This window comes from Pseudomonas sp. GOM7, from assembly GCF_026723825.1.
Classification (GTDB): Bacteria; Pseudomonadota; Gammaproteobacteria; order Pseudomonadales; family Pseudomonadaceae; genus Aquipseudomonas.
This window is the reverse complement of the sequence record NZ_CP113519.1, coordinates 688,948-703,485: the sequence shown is the minus strand read 5'-3', so window position 1 is coordinate 703,485 and position 14,538 is coordinate 688,948. Positions and strand designations below refer to the sequence as shown.

The window sequence follows — 14,538 nt, the reverse complement described above, 5'->3', positions numbered from 1 at the left end:
GACACAGCGATTTTTATTCATGCCCAGCTACGCGCTGATCACCGGCGCCTCCAGCGGCCTCGGCCTGGCACTGGCCGAGGCCCTGGCGCGTCGCGGGCGCAACCTCATTCTGGTGGCGCGACGGCGCGATGCCCTGGAGAGCATCGCCAGCGAGCTGGCCCTGCGCTTCGGCGTCGAGGTGCGTTTTCGGCTCTGCGACCTGAGCGAGCCCCTGCAGATTTCCGGACTGCTGTTGGAGCTGGAAGAAGGCGACTGGCGCATCGACCTGCTGGTCAACAGCGCTGGGCTCGGCTGTGCCGGCCCCTTCCTGGAACAGGACTGGATGCGCGAGTTGGAGCAGCTTGAGGTCAACGTGCTGGCCCTGACCCGCCTGTGCCATGCCCTGGGCAAACGCATGGCGCTGCAGGGCGGCGGACAGATTCTCAACGTCGCCTCCGTCGCCGCCTTCCAGCCCGGCCCCTGGATGAGCAGCTATTACGCCAGCAAGGCCTATGTGCTGCACTTCAGCGAAGGCCTGCGCGAGGAACTGCGCCACTATGGCGTGCGCGTCTCGGTGCTGTGCCCGGGACCGACGCGTACTGCCTTCTTTCGTAGTGCGCAGATGAACGTTTCCCGCCTGGATAAGGGCAAACTGATGATGAATGCCGAAGAGGTGGCGCTGATAGCCGTGCGCGGCCTGGAGCGCAACCGCGCCATCATCGTTCCCAACTGGCGTAACCGCCTGCTCGCCACCCTGCCCCGCCTGGCACCCCGCTGGCTGGTACGCAAACTGAGCGGGCGCATCACACGCCCCTACACCCAGCGCTAAGGCCTGCTTCAGCCGGCATTGACCGTGCGCCCGGCTGCCCAGTTGCGCAGGCTGGCGAGCCGCTCGGCCATGACCACGGACAAGGGCGAGGTGGCCTGCAAGGTATGCAGCAGCAACTCCTGATCGACAGTGCGCTGCTGCGCCTGCCCGGCATACAGGGCGCTGACCACCGCCTGCTCGATCTCTGCCCCGGAAAAACCGTCGCTGGCCTCGGCCAACCGAGCCAGATCAAAGCGCTCAGGTTCCAGTTCGCGTCGCTGCAGGTGGATACGGAAGATCTCCGCGCGCACCTCGGCCGTCGGCAGGTCGACGAAGAACAGCTCATCGAAGCGCCCCTTGCGCACCAGCTCGGGGGGCAGGCGGTCGATGGCATTGGCCGTGGCGACGACGAATACCGGCGCCTTGCGCTCGGCCATCCAGGTCAGCAAAGTGCCGAGCACGCGTTGGCTCACGCCGCCGTCATGGTCGCCACTGGCCAGGCCCTTCTCCACCTCGTCCATCCACAGCACGCAGGGCGCCATCTGCTCAGCCAGGTGCAGGGCTTCGCGCAGGTTGCGTTCGGTCTCGCCGAAGAACTTGTTGTACAGGCAAGCAAAATCCAGACGCAGCAGCGGCAGCCCCCAGAGCCCGGCCACCGCCTTGGCCGCCAGGCTCTTGCCACCGCCCTGCACACCGACCAGCAGCACGCCTTTCGGCGCATCGATGCCCTTGCCTTCGAGAAAGCCGGCCTGCCGCTCGCCGAGCCAGCGCTTGAGATTGACCAGGCCGCCGACATCGGCGAAACGCGCGGTGTCGTACTCGAAGCTGAGCACACCGTCCAGATCCAGTAGCTGGAACTTGGTCTTGTTCAGCTCGGGAATGTCTTCCTGGGTGATTGCCCCGTCGTCACAGATCACGTTGCGTGCCAACGCCCGCGCCTCGGCATGGCTGAGGCCGCGCAGGTTCTTCACCACCTGTTGCAGGGTGCGGTTGTCGGTGCGCACCCGCGAACCTCGGTTGCCCTCGCTCCAGCGTGCCGCCTCGTCGCGCACGATGCCCAGCAGCTCGTCCTCGGTCGGCAGCGCCAGGCTGAAACGTGCCGCGTAACGCTGTACCTCGGGCGGCAACTTGAACGCATGGGACACCAGCACCAGGGTCGGTTTGTACGCGGCCTCGCTCATGGCGATTTCCTTGAGCAGGCGCACCAGGCGCGGGTTGTCGTCGAGGAAGGGATGCAGGTCGCACATCACGTAGAGGTTCGGCTGCGGGTCGGCCTTGATCATGCGCAATGCCGCCTCAGGCTCCAGGGTCGGCGACTGATCCACTGGATCACTACCGAAGCCCAGGCGCTGCAGCCCTTCGGTGACCGACCAGGTGTGCAGGCCGAGCCCGCGCTTGACCGCCAGACCGGTCAGGGTCTCCAGCACCCGCGCCTCGTCCCAGGACTCGATGACGATCAGCTTGACCTTGGAGTCGAGCACCAACCCCAGATCGTGAATATCGTTCTTCAACACCTGCTCCTTGTGGAAATGAGCGAGCCGATCTTCGCACCTGCCCGTTGTCATGGATCGTCGCCGCAGTCATGGCCCGACGCAAGGGTTCGGAGCCGTCCAACATCGCCAGCCCGGCCCGCAGCGGCGACGTGCCCGGTACTTTGCAGTAGACTAGGGATCTCGTTCCAGTCGGAGGTCCCCCATGGCCAGCGAACGCCAGTATTCACCCGTCGACCGCCTGCTGCTGCAAGCCGATGCGGCCCTGCGCACACTGCTGCCATTCAGCGGCGCCTCGGGGCGCCCCTCACCAGCCATCGTGCAGCACGAAGCCGAGCTGAGCAGCGACGAGGCGCGCCATATCGCTGGCCTGATGCGTATCAACCATACCGGCGAGGTCTGCGCCCAGGCCCTCTATCAGGGCCAGGCCCTGACGGCCAAGCTGCCAGAGGTGCGCAAAGCCATGGAGCATGCCGCCGACGAGGAAATCGACCACCTGGCCTGGTGCGAACAACGCATTCGGGAACTGGGCAGCCAGCCCAGTGTGCTCAACCCACTGTTCTACGGCCTGTCTTTCGGCGTCGGCGCTGTGGCTGGCCTGGTCAGTGACAGGGTCAGTCTGGGCTTCGTCGCCGCCACCGAGGATCAGGTGTGCAAGCACCTGGACGAACACCTCGAACAGCTCCCCGAGCACGATGCCAAGTCGCGCGCCATCCTCGAGCAGATGCGTGTCGACGAGCAACAGCATGCCAACAGCGCCCTGGCCGCCGGCGGCTTGCGCTTCCCGGCCCCGGTGAAGTTCGGTATGACCCTGCTGTCGAAGGTGATGACCAAGTCCACCTACAGAGTTTAATGCTCAGGGCGGACTGGGCTCTCGCTTGCAGCTTGCAGCTTGCAGCTTGCAGCCTGAAGCTTGTGGCTGCTTCTATCCCAGCTCGACTATTTCATAGTCATGGCTGATAGCCACGCCGCCGCGACCGAGCATGATCGAGGCAGAGCAGTACTTCTCCGCTGACAGTTCGACCGCACGCTTGACCTGAGCCTCTTTCAGCCCACGGCCCTTGACCACAAAATGCAGGTGGATCTTGGTGAACACCTTGGGCTCTTCGCTCGCGCGCTCGGCATCGAGGAACACCTCGCAGCTCTCCACCGGCTGCCGGCCCTTGCGCAGGATGCTGACCACATCGAAGTTGCTGCAGCCACCCAGGCCTATCAGCACCATTTCCATCGGGCGAACGCCCAGGTTGCGGCCACCTGCCTCGGGCGGGCCATCCATGACCACGGCATGGCCACTGCCGGACTCACCGAGGAACAGGGCTTCACCCGCCCACTGCACGCGCGCTTTCATCTCTCCAGGCTCCGTTGCTTTGCAAAGGCACGCAGGTTAGCACAAGCCTGCAGCACGCCGTGCCTGACCCTCGCGTCAAAGTTCCACTACGCTGTGTTAGCCAGGTCACAAAAAAAACCTCACTCATCGTATGTCTGTTAAGCTGGCGCCGGAATGCTGGCACACTGGTCGGATAACCAATAAGAAATCGCCTGCTGGACAAAGGCCTACACTTTTCATATCGGGACTCGGGGCATGGTCGCTATCACACTCACACCTAAGATAAAGCACCTCGACAAGCTGCTTGCGCATTGTCATCGCCGTCGTTACACGGCAAAAAGCACCATCATCTATGCAGGTGATCGCTGCGAAACGCTGTTCTTCATCGTCAAAGGCTCGGTCACCATCCTCATTGAGGACGATGACGGCCGGGAAATGATCATCGCCTACCTCAATGCCGGGGATTTCTTCGGCGAGATGGGGCTGTTCGAGAAGGAAGGCTCGGAGAAGGAACGCAGCGCCTGGGTGCGCGCCAAGACCGAGTGCGAAGTAGCGGAGATCAGCTACGCCAAGTTCCGCGAGCTGACCCAGCAGGATCCTGACATCCTCTTCGCCCTGGGCAGCCAGATGGCCGAGCGCCTGCGCAATACGACGCGCAAGGTCGGCGACCTGGCCTTTCTCGACGTCACCGGCCGTGTTGCGCACACCCTGCTCGACCTGTGCAAGCAGCCGGACGCCATGACCCATCCGGACGGTATGCAGATCAAGATCACCCGTCAGGAGATCGGCCGCATCGTCGGCTGCTCGCGCGAGATGGTCGGTCGCGTACTCAAGTCCCTGGAAGAGCAGGGCCTGGTGCACGTCAAGGGCAAGACCATGGTGGTGTTCGGCACCCGCTGATCACAACACAAAACGAAAAAGCCGGTTATCTAACCGGCTTTTTTATGCGTGCTATTCGGGGTCGGTGCCAATTACCGCTGGCCGACCTCGCTCGGGAAAGAACAGGCGTTGCAGCTCCGCTCCGGGATCCGCCGCACGCATGAAGGCTTCGCCAACCAGGAAGGCATAGACCTCGTTGATCTCCATCAGCTCGACATCTGCGCGGTTGAGAATGCCACTCTCGGTCACCACCAGGCGATCACGGGGGATACGCGGCAGCAGGTCGAGGGTGGTTTCCAGGCTGACCTCGAAGGTGTGCAGGTTACGGTTGTTGATGCCCACCAAGGGGGTATCGAGTGTCTTCAGCGCACGTTCCAGTTCATCGCCGTCATGCACCTCCACCAGCACGTCCAGCCCATTGTCCCTGGCCACCGCGGCCAGCTCGGCCATGCGCACGTCATCCAGGCAGGAAACGATCAGCAGCACGCAGTCGGCACCCAGGGCGCGGGCTTCGACGATCTGGTAGGGATCAACCATGAAGTCCTTGCGGATCACCGGCAGCGCGCAGGCGGCGCGGGCTTGCTGCAGGTACTGGTCGGCGCCCTGGAAGAAATCGATATCGGTCAGTACCGACAGGCAGGTAGCCCCACCCGCCTCGTAGCTGCGGGCGATATCGGCCGGCACGAAATCGGCGCGCAGCACGCCCTTGCTCGGCGAGGCCTTCTTGACCTCGGCGATCACCGCCGGCTGCTTGCGTGCTGCCTGTGCCTGCAAGGCGCGGGCGAAGCCACGCGGCGCATCGGCGGCACGGGCCACGGCCTCGAGTTCGGCCAGGCTGACCTGGGCACGGCGCGCCGCTACTTCCTCGAACTTACGGGCGACGATCTTCTCCAGTACGGTTGGCACGCTCACCCTTCGTTCTCCTGTTTGAATACCGCAGTAAAGGACACCAGCTCTTCCAGCTTCTCCCGCGCCAGCCCGGTGTGCAGGGCATCGTGGGCCAACTGGATGCCTTCGCGCAAGGTGCTGGCATGATCGGCAGCGTAGAGCGCGGCACCGGCATTGAGCACGATCATGTCGGCGGCTTTCTGGCCATTGTCGGTCTTACGTCGACCCAGGGCGTCACGAATCAGTTCCAGCGATTGCGCGGCGTTGTCGACGGTCAAACCGATCAGGCTCTGGCTCTTGATGCCGAAATCCTCGGGCTGGATGCGGTATTCGCTGACCTGGCCATCCTTGAGTTCGGCGACGAAGGTAGGCGCGGCCAGGCTGATCTCGTCCAGGCCATCCTGGGCGTGCACCACCAGAACGTGCTCGCTGCCCAGACGCTGCAGCACTTCGGCCATGGGCCGGCACAACGCCTGGCTGAACACGCCGATCACCTGATGCCTGGCACCGGCCGGGTTGGTCATAGGGCCGAGCATGTTGAACAGGGTACGCAGCGCCAGCTCGCGGCGCGGGCCGATGGCATGCTTCATCGCGCCGTGATGGGACGGGGCGAACATGAAACCGACGCCAACGCTTTCGACGCAGCGCGCCACCTGCTCGGGCTTGAGCCCCAGGTAGACGCCGGCCGCTTCCAGCAGATCGGCACTGCCACTCTTGCCGGAGACCGCACGGTTGCCGTGTTTGGCCACCTTGCCGCCAGCCGCCGCGACCACGAAAGCAGCGGCGGTGGAGACGTTGAAGATGTTCATGCCGTCGCCACCGGTGCCACAGGTGTCGACCAGGCGTTCGGCATTGATCACCACTGGCGCGGCCAGCTCGCGCATGACGCTGGCGGCCCCGACGATCTCGTCGATGGTCTCGCTCTTCATGCGCATGCCCATGAGGAAGGCGCCGATCTGCGCGTCGGTGCACTGACCGGTCATGATCTCGCGCATCACCGCCTGCATTTCCTCGGTGCTCAGATCGAGCTGGGCGACGATCCGGTTGAGAGCTTCCTTGATGTTCATGCGCGCACGCCTCCGGTCTGCTTGAGGAAGTTGGCGAACAGTTCGTGGCCCTGCTCGGTGAGGATGGATTCGGGGTGAAACTGCACGCCCTCGACATTCAGGGTCTTGTGACGCAAGCCCATGATCTCGTCGATGGAGCCGTCCTCGTGCTGAGTCCAGGCGGTGACCTCCAGGCAGTCCGGCAGGGTTTCGCGCTTGACCACCAAGGAATGATAGCGGGTCACGGTTACCGGCATCGCCAGGCCGGCGAACACGCCCTGATTGGCGTGGAATACCGGGCTGGTCTTGCCATGCATCACCTGCCGCGCGCGCACCACGTCGCCGCCATAGGCCTGGCCGATGCTCTGATGGCCCAGGCAGACGCCGAGGATCGGCAGCTTGCCGGCGAAATGCAGGATGGCCTCGATGGACACGCCCGCCTCGGTCGGCGTGCAGGGGCCGGGCGAGACGACGATGCGCTCGGGCTGCAAGGCCTCGATCTCGGCGATGCTCAGCTCGTCGTTGCGAATGACGTGGACATCGGCACCCAGCTCGCCCAGATACTGCACCACGTTGTAGGTAAAGGAATCATAGTTGTCGATCATCAGCAGCATGATATGCGTTGCCTCTAGATGTACTGCCTTGGTAGTCACGCCCCAGAGCAATGGACGCTTCACGCCTGAGCAGAGCTCGATGAGGCGCAAGGCGCGGGGGCGAACGAAACGCACCGGCCGAGCCGGCAAGGGAGAGGTCAGGCGCGCCAGCGCCAACGGGCCAGGGCCTTGATCAGGCGCATCAGGAGGGTGCTGCTGAAGGTCACAGGGGTATCTCGCATCACGATTGCCGCACAGTAGCCCAGCTAATGGCCATGCGCAACCGTGAGCAGCGGATCAACGCAAGCGGCGCGCATAGGCCGCCAGCACGGTACGTTCGGATTGCACCAGATAGGCGTCCAGCGCCTGCGCCGCCTCCTGCGTTTGCCCGGCTTCGAGACGTTCGAGAATCGACGCGTTCATGTCGATGTAGGGCGAATGCAGGAACTCGGCATCCTTGAGCAGACCGAAGGCCAGGCGCAACTCGGCGGACAGGTGAGCATAGAAGGTGTTGAGGCGTTCGCTGTCGGCCAGCTCGACGATACCGGCATGGAAGGCCATATTCGCCGTACCCGCCCCGCTCCAGTCCTGAGCGTCACGGCAGCGCCTGGCGGCGGCCACCGCCTCGGCCATGCGGCGCACGGCGGGGTGCTTGGGATAGGCCTGGGCCAGCGCCTGGCACTCGATGAAGCGGCGAACCCGGTAGATGTCGATGATCGAGGCCATGTCCGGCACCGCGACGAAGACGCCGCGATTGGGCTCGTGCTTGAGCAGGCCTTCCTGGGTCAATACGCGAAAGGCCTCACGTAAGGTGTTGCGCGAGATATCCAGGCTCTCGCTCAGAGCGGCCTCCGACAGGCGCTGGCCGGGCACCAGTTCCCCCTCGACCAGCTTGCGACGAATCTCGGCGGTCACGGTTTCGCCGAGGGTGCGCGGGTTTTCAGGCAGGTCTTGGCTCATCGATCCATCCATTGCGGTTAGCGGCATCTCGGTGGTCGCACCTGGCAGGGCTGCAAGGCCCGCTGATGGTCTATGAGTCCGTTCGTGCAGGCAAGCGTTGCAGGTGTCACCTCATGCACTTCGATGGAACACATATGGGTATCAGGGTAACAAAATGGTGCAGATTGATGAGCCATAAATTAATTATTGTTGAACAATTTATATAGATAGAATCAACAATACAGCCATCCTGAAGGGAAAGTGGCATGCTGCTTGCGTTGCATTCTGCACACGATCCTCCAATGCCCAGGAGCGCTCACATGCAGAGCCAGACCACCCGCGACTTCGCCCGCTCACGCCGCTCATCGCTGATCGCGGCCATCTTCCTGATGGCGACCTCGGCCATCGGCCCCGGCTTCATCACCCAGACCGCCACCTTCACGGCGACCATGGGTGCGGCCTTCGCCTTCGGCATCCTCGCCTCGATCCTCATCGACTTCGTGGTGCAACTGAACGTCTGGCGCATCGTCACCCTGACCCGCATGCGCGCCTCGGACATCGCCAACGCGGCGATTCCCGGCAGCGGCTACCTGCTCGCAGTGCTGGTGATCTTCGGCGGGCTGGTGTTCAACGTCGGCAACATCGCTGGCGCCGGCCTGGGCCTCAATGCGCTGATGGGCCTGGATCCGAAATGGGGCGGGGCCCTCAGCGCCCTGGTGGCCATCGGCATCTTCCTGTCCAAGCGGGCCGGTATCGCCGTCGACCGGCTGATCGTGGTGCTCGGCCTGCTGATGATTCTGCTCACCCTGTTCGTCGCCGTCGCCTCCAACCCGCCCCTGGGCGAGGCACTGCGCCAGACCGTGTGGCCGGATGAGATCAACTTCGCCACCATCACCACCATCGTCGGCGGCACCGTAGGCGGCTACATCACCTATGCCGGCGCGCACCGCCTATTGGATCGCGGCCTGGTCGGCGAAGAGCACGTGAAGGAAGTCACCAAGGCGGCACTCAGCGGCATCGCGGTAACCGGCGTGATGCGCTACATCCTGTTCCTGGCGATTCTCGGCGTGGCCGCCAGCGGCGTGGTCATCGACACCTCCGGCAAAGGCGCCAACCCGGCCGCCCAGGCCTTCCAGGCCGCTGCCGGCGAGCTCGGCCTGCGCACCTTCGGCCTGGTGCTCTGGGCCGCTGCCATCACCAGCGTGATCGGCGCGGCCTACACCTCGATGTCGTTCATCACCGCCTTCATGCCGGGCATCAGCGAGCGCGGCCGCAACCGCGCCACCGTGGCCTTCATCGCCGTCTCGTTGAGCATCTACCTGGCCCTGGGCACCGCGCCGGCGGCCCTGCTGTTGTTCGCTGGCGGCTTCAACGGCCTGATCCTGCCCATCGGCCTGAGCATTTTCGTGTACGTGGGCTGGCGCCGCAGCGACCTGATGGGCGGCTACCACTACCCGCGCTGGTTGCTGGCCCTCGGCGCCATCACCTGCGCGCTGACCTGGTACATGGCGGCCAAATCGGTCGGCCCGATCCTGGCCTTCGTGAACCTGTAAGGAGAGAACGACATGCCTTCCATCGACCTCAACAGCGACCTGGGCGAAAGCTTCGGCCAATGGTCCATGGGCGACGATGCCGCGATGCTCGACATCGTCACCAGCGCCAACGTCGCCTGCGGCTTCCACGCCGGTGACCCGGCCGGCATCCTGCGTACCCTCAAGGCCGCTGCGGCCAAGGGCGTGACCATCGGCGCCCACGTCGCCTACCCGGACCTGGTCGGTTTCGGTCGCCGCAACATGGACATCGCCAGCGACGAGCTGAGCGCCGACGTGATCTACCAGATCGGCGCCCTGCAGGCCCTGGCCACCGCCGCCGGCACTTCGGTGCGCTACGTCAAACCCCACGGCGCGCTGTACAACACCATCGCCCACGACAGGCGCCAAGCCCTGGCAGTGATCGAGGCGATTCGCGCCGTGGATGCGCGCCTGGTGCTGGTCGCCCTGGCCGGCTCACCGCTGATCGAGCTGGCCCGTAGCGAAGGCCTGAGCTGCATCGCCGAAGCCTTCGCCGACCGTGCCTATACGCCGCAAGGCACCCTGGTATCGCGCCGCGAGCCAGGCGCCGTGCTGCACGACGCCGAACAAGTGGCCCAGCGCATGCTGCGCCTGGTGCAGAGCGGCGAGGTCGAAGCCATCGACGGCAGCGTCACCCGCGTCGAAGCCGACTCCATCTGCGTGCACGGCGACAGCCCCGGCGCCATCCAGATGGCCCGCGAGGTGCGCCAGTTGTTGGAGCGATCGGGCGTATCCCTGCAAACCTTCGCCGGAGCTGCCCGATGAATGCAATCCAACGCGCCCAGCAGGCCGCCATTGTCGCCGCCCGCCAGGCCCGCGCCGAGTACCGCAACGGTCGCGTCGCGCCCACGGCCGGTATCGCGCCGGGCATGACCCAGGCCAACCTGATCGCCCTGCCCCACGACTGGGCCTACGACTTTCTGCTCTACGCCCAACGCAACCCCAAGGCCTGCCCGGTGCTCGACGTGAGCGACGCCGGCAGCCCGCACACGGTATTGGCCGAAGGCACCGACCTGCGCACCGATCTGCCCCTGTACCGCATCTGGCGTGACGGCAAGCTGGTCGAGGAAGTCAGCGACGCCACCGCTGCCTGGGCCGAACACACCGACATGGTGACCTTTCTGATCGGCTGCAGCTTCACCTTCGAGACCGGTCTGCAGGAGGCCGGTATCGACGTGCGACATATCACCGACGGCTGCAACGTGCCGATGTACCGAACCAACCGCGCCTGCCGCCCGGCGGGTCGCCTGCATGGCGAGATGGTGGTGTCGATGCGGCCGATCCCGGCCGATCGTGTCGCCGAGGCCGCCGGTATTTCCGGGCGCTACCCCTCGGTGCACGGCGCCCCGGTGCATATCGGCGAGCCGGATCGGCTAGGCATCAAAGACCTGCAAAAGCCGGATTTCGGCGACGCGGTGCGCATCGAGCCCGGCGAAGTGCCGGTGTTCTGGGCCTGCGGGGTAACGCCCCAGGCGGCGGTCATGGCCTCCGGCGTGCCCTTCGCGATCACCCATTCGCCCGGCCATATGTTTATCACCGACGTGCCTGACAACGCGTACCACGTATAGGAGCTTGCAGTGCGTTTTCTCCCAGCCAACCTCGATACGTTGCTCGTCGAACTGCAGGATCTCGATGAAACCCTGGCACTGTTCGACGCGTTGCAGGCCGAGCCCATCGTCGGCGTCGAGGAAATCGTCCCGGCCGCGCGTACCCTGCTGATCCAGTACCGGCCCAGCGCCATCGACCGCCAGGCATTGATCGATGATCTGGCCCGCCGCGACCTGAGCCAGCGCAGCACCCGCGACAGCCGCCGCGTGGAAATTCCCGTGCACTACAACGGCGAGGACCTCGACGAGGTGGCCGGGCTGCTCGGCATCAGCCGTGAGGAGGTGGTACGCCGCCACACCGGCGCCGATTATGAAGTGGCCTTCTGCGGCTTCGCCCCCGGCTTCGGCTACCTGACCGGCGGCGCCGACTTCCAGGTGCCACGTCGGCAGACCCCGCGCACGCGCATTCCAGCCGGCGCCGTGGCCCTGGCCGGCAACTTCAGCGGCATCTACCCCAAGGCCAGCCCCGGTGGCTGGCAGATCATCGGCGTGACGCCCTTGCAGATGTGGGATCTGGGGCGTGACGAACCAGCCCTGCTGCGCCCCGGCTACAAGGTGCGTTTTCAGGATGCCGGCCCGCTGCCGGCCGGTGGCCTGCCAGACCATGAACGAGCGACGGCCAGCGAGCCACCTGCCGGTGCCCACCTGGAAATCCTCAGCCCCGGCCTGCAAACGGTGCTGCAGGACCTCGGTCGCGCCGGCCATACCGACCAGGGCGTGTCGATGTCCGGCGCACTGGATCGCGGTGCCCTGCGCGCCGCCAATCGCGTGGTGGGCAACGACTCGGCCAGCGCCTGCCTGGAAGTGGTACTCGGCGGACTGAGCTTCGTCTGCCATGGCCGCACGCTCATCGCCGTCACTGGTGCGCAGACACCAGTCAGCGTGACCACCGCCAGCGGCCTGCAGTGGCAGCCGGGCACCTATCAGCCCATCGAACTGGACGACGGCGACCGCGTCAGCCTCGGCGCGCCCCTGGCCGGGCTGCGCAGCTACCTGGCGATTCGCGGCGGCTTTCAGGTGGTGCCAGTGCTGGGCAGCCTGTCCTACGACAGCCTGGCCCAGGTCGGCCCGCCGCCGCTCAAGGCCGGCGACCGGCTGGGTTTCGAGGCAATCAGCGTCGGCACCAGCGTGTCGACGAGTGAAGCCCCGGCGTTCGAGCTGCCCACTGCCAAGGATGTGATCACCCTGGATGTGGTGATGGGTCCGCGCAGCGACTGGTTCACCGCGGCGGCCATCGAGCGCCTGAGCAGCCAGCTGTGGCGCGTCACCCCGCAGTCCAACCGGGTCGGCATTCGCCTGGAGGGCGAGGTGCCCCTGGAGCGCTGCAACCATGACGAGCTGCCCAGCGAAGGCACCTCCCTGGGCGCCATTCAGGTGCCCGCCAGCGGCCAGCCGGTGCTGTTCCTCGCCGACCACCCGCTGACCGGCGGCTACCCGGTGATCGCCGCCGTGGCCAGCCACCACCTGGATCTGGCCGGGCAAATCCCCATCAATGCGCAGATCCGCTTCAACCCCATCGAGGCGTTCGTCGAGCTCGAACCCGACGCCTCCCTTCCTACTGCCGATGCGAAGAACCAACCATGAAAAAAGTCCTGATCGCCAACCGCGGTGAAATCGCCGTGCGCATCGCCCGCGCCTGCCGCGACCACGGCGTGGCCTCCGTGGCCGTGTACGCCAATGCCGATATCGACGCCCTGCACGTGCGCCACGCCGACGAAGCCTACGCCCTGGACGGCGAGCGCCCCGCCGACACCTACCTGAACATCGACAAACTGCTGGCCATCGCCAAGCGCGCCGGCGCCGATGCCGTGCACCCCGGTTACGGCTTTCTCTCCGAACGCGCCGATTTCGCCCGCGCCGTGCAAGGCGCCGGGCTGATCTGGATCGGCCCGAACCCGGAGACCATCGACGTGCTCGGCGACAAGGTCGAAGCCCGCAAGCTCGCCCAGCAGGTCGGCGCGCCCCTGGTGGCCGGCACCCCCGGCCCGGTGCAGAGCGCCGCCGAAGTGCTGGCCTTCGCCGAGCAGCACGGCCTGCCGATCGCCATCAAGGCCGCCTTCGGTGGCGGCGGGCGCGGCATGAAAGTGGCCTGGCGCATGGACGAAGTGGCCGAGCTGTACGCCTCGGCGGTGCGTGAAGCCGAAGCTGCCTTCGGCCGCGGCGAGTGCTTCGTCGAGCAGTTCCTCGACCGCCCGCGCCATATCGAAGCCCAGGTAATCGCTGATAGCCACGGCAACGTGGTGGTGGTCGGCACCCGCGACTGCTCGCTGCAGCGCCGCAACCAGAAGCTGGTGGAAGAAGCGCCGGCGCCCTTCATCAGCGATGAGCAGCGCCAGCGCATCCACCAGTCCGCCCACGCCATCTGTGCCAAGGCCGGCTATGTCGGCGCCGGCACCGTGGAATACTTGCTCAGCGCCGACGGCACCCTGTCGTTCCTGGAAGTGAACACCCGCCTGCAGGTGGAGCACCCGGTAACCGAAGAAACCGCCGGCGTCGATCTGGTGATCGAGCAGCTACGTGTCGCCGACGGCCTGCCGCTGTCGTTCAGCGCAACGCCGACGCCGCGCGGCCACAGCTTCGAGTTCCGCATCAACGCCGAGGATGCCGGAAAGGGCTTTCTGCCCACCCCCGGCAAGATCAGCGAATTCCGCGCACCGAGCGGCCCCGGCGTGCGCCTGGACAGCGGCGTGGAAAGCGGCTCCAGCGTGCCCGGCACCTTCGACTCGATGATGGCCAAGCTGATCGTCACCGGTGCCACCCGCGAGCAGGCCATCGCCCGCGCGCGCCGCGCCCTGGCCGAATTCCAGATCGACGGCATCGCCTCGGTGCTGCCCTTCCATCGCGCAGTGATGGACCACGCCGACTTCACCGGCCCGGAGCGTTTCGCCGTGCACACCCGCTGGATCGAGACCGACTTCGCCGAGCAGATCACCCTGGCGCCGCGCACCTTGCCGGTGGTCGGAGACGCGGTGCTGCGCACCTTTATCGAGATCGACGGCAAGCGCCATGAACTGGGCCTGCCCAGCGCCCTGCTGCAAGGCCTGGCGCCGCTGGGCGGCAGCGCTCAGGTGGCGCCCCAAACCGCAGCGCCTGCTGCTGAAGAAGGCCAGGTAACGGCGCCGATTTCCGGCAACCTGCACGCCTGGCTGGTCGAGGATGGCGCGCAGGTCAAAGCCGGCGAGGTGATCGCGGTGATGGAAGCCATGAAGATGGAAACCCAGGTCACCGCCCCCGCGGACGGTACTTTGCGCATTCGCGAGCAGGCCGGGGCTTATCTGGATGCCGGGACGGCATTGGCCAAGCTGGAGAGCTGAGGCAGCAGGCGGATCGGGGCGCGTAGCCGACGCTCTTTTCATCCACCGCCTTGCCAACCTCATGGTGGACGGATAAAGCGTCGTCCACCCTACGCGA

14 protein-coding genes are annotated in these 14,538 nt (G+C 65.6%); 8 read left to right on the top strand and 6 right to left on the bottom strand.

Annotation, left to right across the window (positions count from 1 at the left end):
- The first annotated feature begins 19 nt into the window (after nt 1–19).
- The gene (locus OU800_RS03120; protein WP_268181120.1) at nt 20–808 is read left to right on the top strand and encodes an SDR family NAD(P)-dependent oxidoreductase; all 789 of its coding nucleotides are present in this window, start codon (nt 20–22) and stop codon (nt 806–808) included.
- 8 nt (nt 809–816) lie between these two features.
- On the opposite strand, the gene OU800_RS03115 is transcribed toward OU800_RS03120, so the two are convergent.
- Entirely contained in the window at nt 817–2,298 is a 1,482-nt protein-coding gene (locus OU800_RS03115) for an AAA family ATPase (protein WP_268181118.1), read from the bottom strand.
- A gap of 184 nt (nt 2,299–2,482) precedes the next feature.
- On the opposite strand from OU800_RS03115, the gene coq7 reads away from it, so the two are divergent.
- Complete coding sequence (gene coq7 / locus OU800_RS03110) at nt 2,483–3,130, top strand: 2-polyprenyl-3-methyl-6-methoxy-1,4-benzoquinone monooxygenase (protein ID WP_268181116.1); 648 nt, start codon at nt 2,483–2,485, stop codon at nt 3,128–3,130.
- Between the two features lie 72 nt (nt 3,131–3,202).
- Here coq7 and OU800_RS03105 read toward each other — a convergent pair whose 3' ends face one another.
- Complete coding sequence (locus OU800_RS03105; protein ID WP_268181115.1) at nt 3,203–3,625, bottom strand: OsmC family protein; 423 nt, start codon at nt 3,623–3,625, stop codon at nt 3,203–3,205.
- Between the two features lie 234 nt (nt 3,626–3,859).
- Between OU800_RS03105 and crp the strand changes: the two genes are divergently transcribed.
- Complete coding sequence (gene crp, locus OU800_RS03100) at nt 3,860–4,504, top strand: cAMP-activated global transcriptional regulator CRP (protein ID WP_268181114.1); 645 nt, start codon at nt 3,860–3,862, stop codon at nt 4,502–4,504.
- Nucleotides 4,505–4,555: 51 nt separating this feature from the next.
- Here the strand turns inward: crp and trpC are convergent, their stop codons facing one another.
- The 4 genes from trpC to OU800_RS03080 form a co-directional block, all read right to left on the bottom strand.
- The gene (gene trpC / locus OU800_RS03095; RefSeq protein WP_268181113.1) at nt 4,556–5,395 is read right to left on the bottom strand and encodes an indole-3-glycerol phosphate synthase TrpC; all 840 of its coding nucleotides are present in this window, start codon (nt 5,393–5,395) and stop codon (nt 4,556–4,558) included.
- Complete coding sequence (gene trpD / locus OU800_RS03090) at nt 5,392–6,438, bottom strand: anthranilate phosphoribosyltransferase (RefSeq protein ID WP_268181112.1); 1,047 nt, start codon at nt 6,436–6,438, stop codon at nt 5,392–5,394. The genes trpC and trpD overlap by 4 nt, the downstream gene beginning before the upstream one ends.
- Nucleotides 6,435–7,031 carry an aminodeoxychorismate/anthranilate synthase component II gene (locus OU800_RS03085; protein ID WP_268181111.1) on the bottom strand — a complete coding sequence of 199 codons (597 nt, stop codon included), beginning with the start codon at nt 7,029–7,031 and terminating at the stop codon, nt 6,435–6,437. The genes trpD and OU800_RS03085 overlap by 4 nt, the downstream gene beginning before the upstream one ends.
- Before the next feature lie 276 nt (nt 7,032–7,307).
- Nucleotides 7,308–7,970, bottom strand: coding sequence for a GntR family transcriptional regulator (locus OU800_RS03080; RefSeq protein WP_268181109.1), 663 nt, complete (start codon nt 7,968–7,970; stop codon nt 7,308–7,310).
- Nucleotides 7,971–8,269: 299 nt separating this feature from the next.
- Here OU800_RS03080 and OU800_RS03075 point away from each other — a divergent pair, with 299 nt between their 5' ends.
- From OU800_RS03075 to OU800_RS03055, 5 genes are read left to right on the top strand one after another with little or no spacing between them, the layout of a single operon-like run.
- Nucleotides 8,270–9,502: an NRAMP family divalent metal transporter gene (locus OU800_RS03075; protein ID WP_268181108.1), complete on the top strand. Its 1,233-nt coding sequence runs from the start codon at nt 8,270–8,272 to the stop codon at nt 9,500–9,502.
- A gap of 12 nt (nt 9,503–9,514) precedes the next feature.
- Nucleotides 9,515–10,285, top strand: a complete 771-nt coding sequence (locus tag OU800_RS03070; RefSeq protein WP_268181106.1) for a LamB/YcsF family protein — start codon at nt 9,515–9,517, stop codon at nt 10,283–10,285.
- A complete protein-coding gene (locus OU800_RS03065) occupies nt 10,282–11,088 on the top strand; it encodes a putative hydro-lyase (RefSeq protein WP_268181104.1) in 807 nt (268 codons plus the stop codon). The genes OU800_RS03070 and OU800_RS03065 overlap by 4 nt, the downstream gene beginning before the upstream one ends.
- A 9-nt stretch (nt 11,089–11,097) precedes the next feature.
- Nucleotides 11,098–12,711: a 5-oxoprolinase/urea amidolyase family protein gene (locus OU800_RS03060; protein WP_268181102.1), complete on the top strand. Its 1,614-nt coding sequence runs from the start codon at nt 11,098–11,100 to the stop codon at nt 12,709–12,711.
- Nucleotides 12,708–14,441: an acetyl/propionyl/methylcrotonyl-CoA carboxylase subunit alpha gene (locus OU800_RS03055; protein WP_268181100.1), complete on the top strand. Its 1,734-nt coding sequence runs from the start codon at nt 12,708–12,710 to the stop codon at nt 14,439–14,441. Before OU800_RS03060 ends, OU800_RS03055 begins: the two co-directional genes overlap by 4 nt.
- Nucleotides 14,442–14,538: the final 97 nt, after the last annotated feature.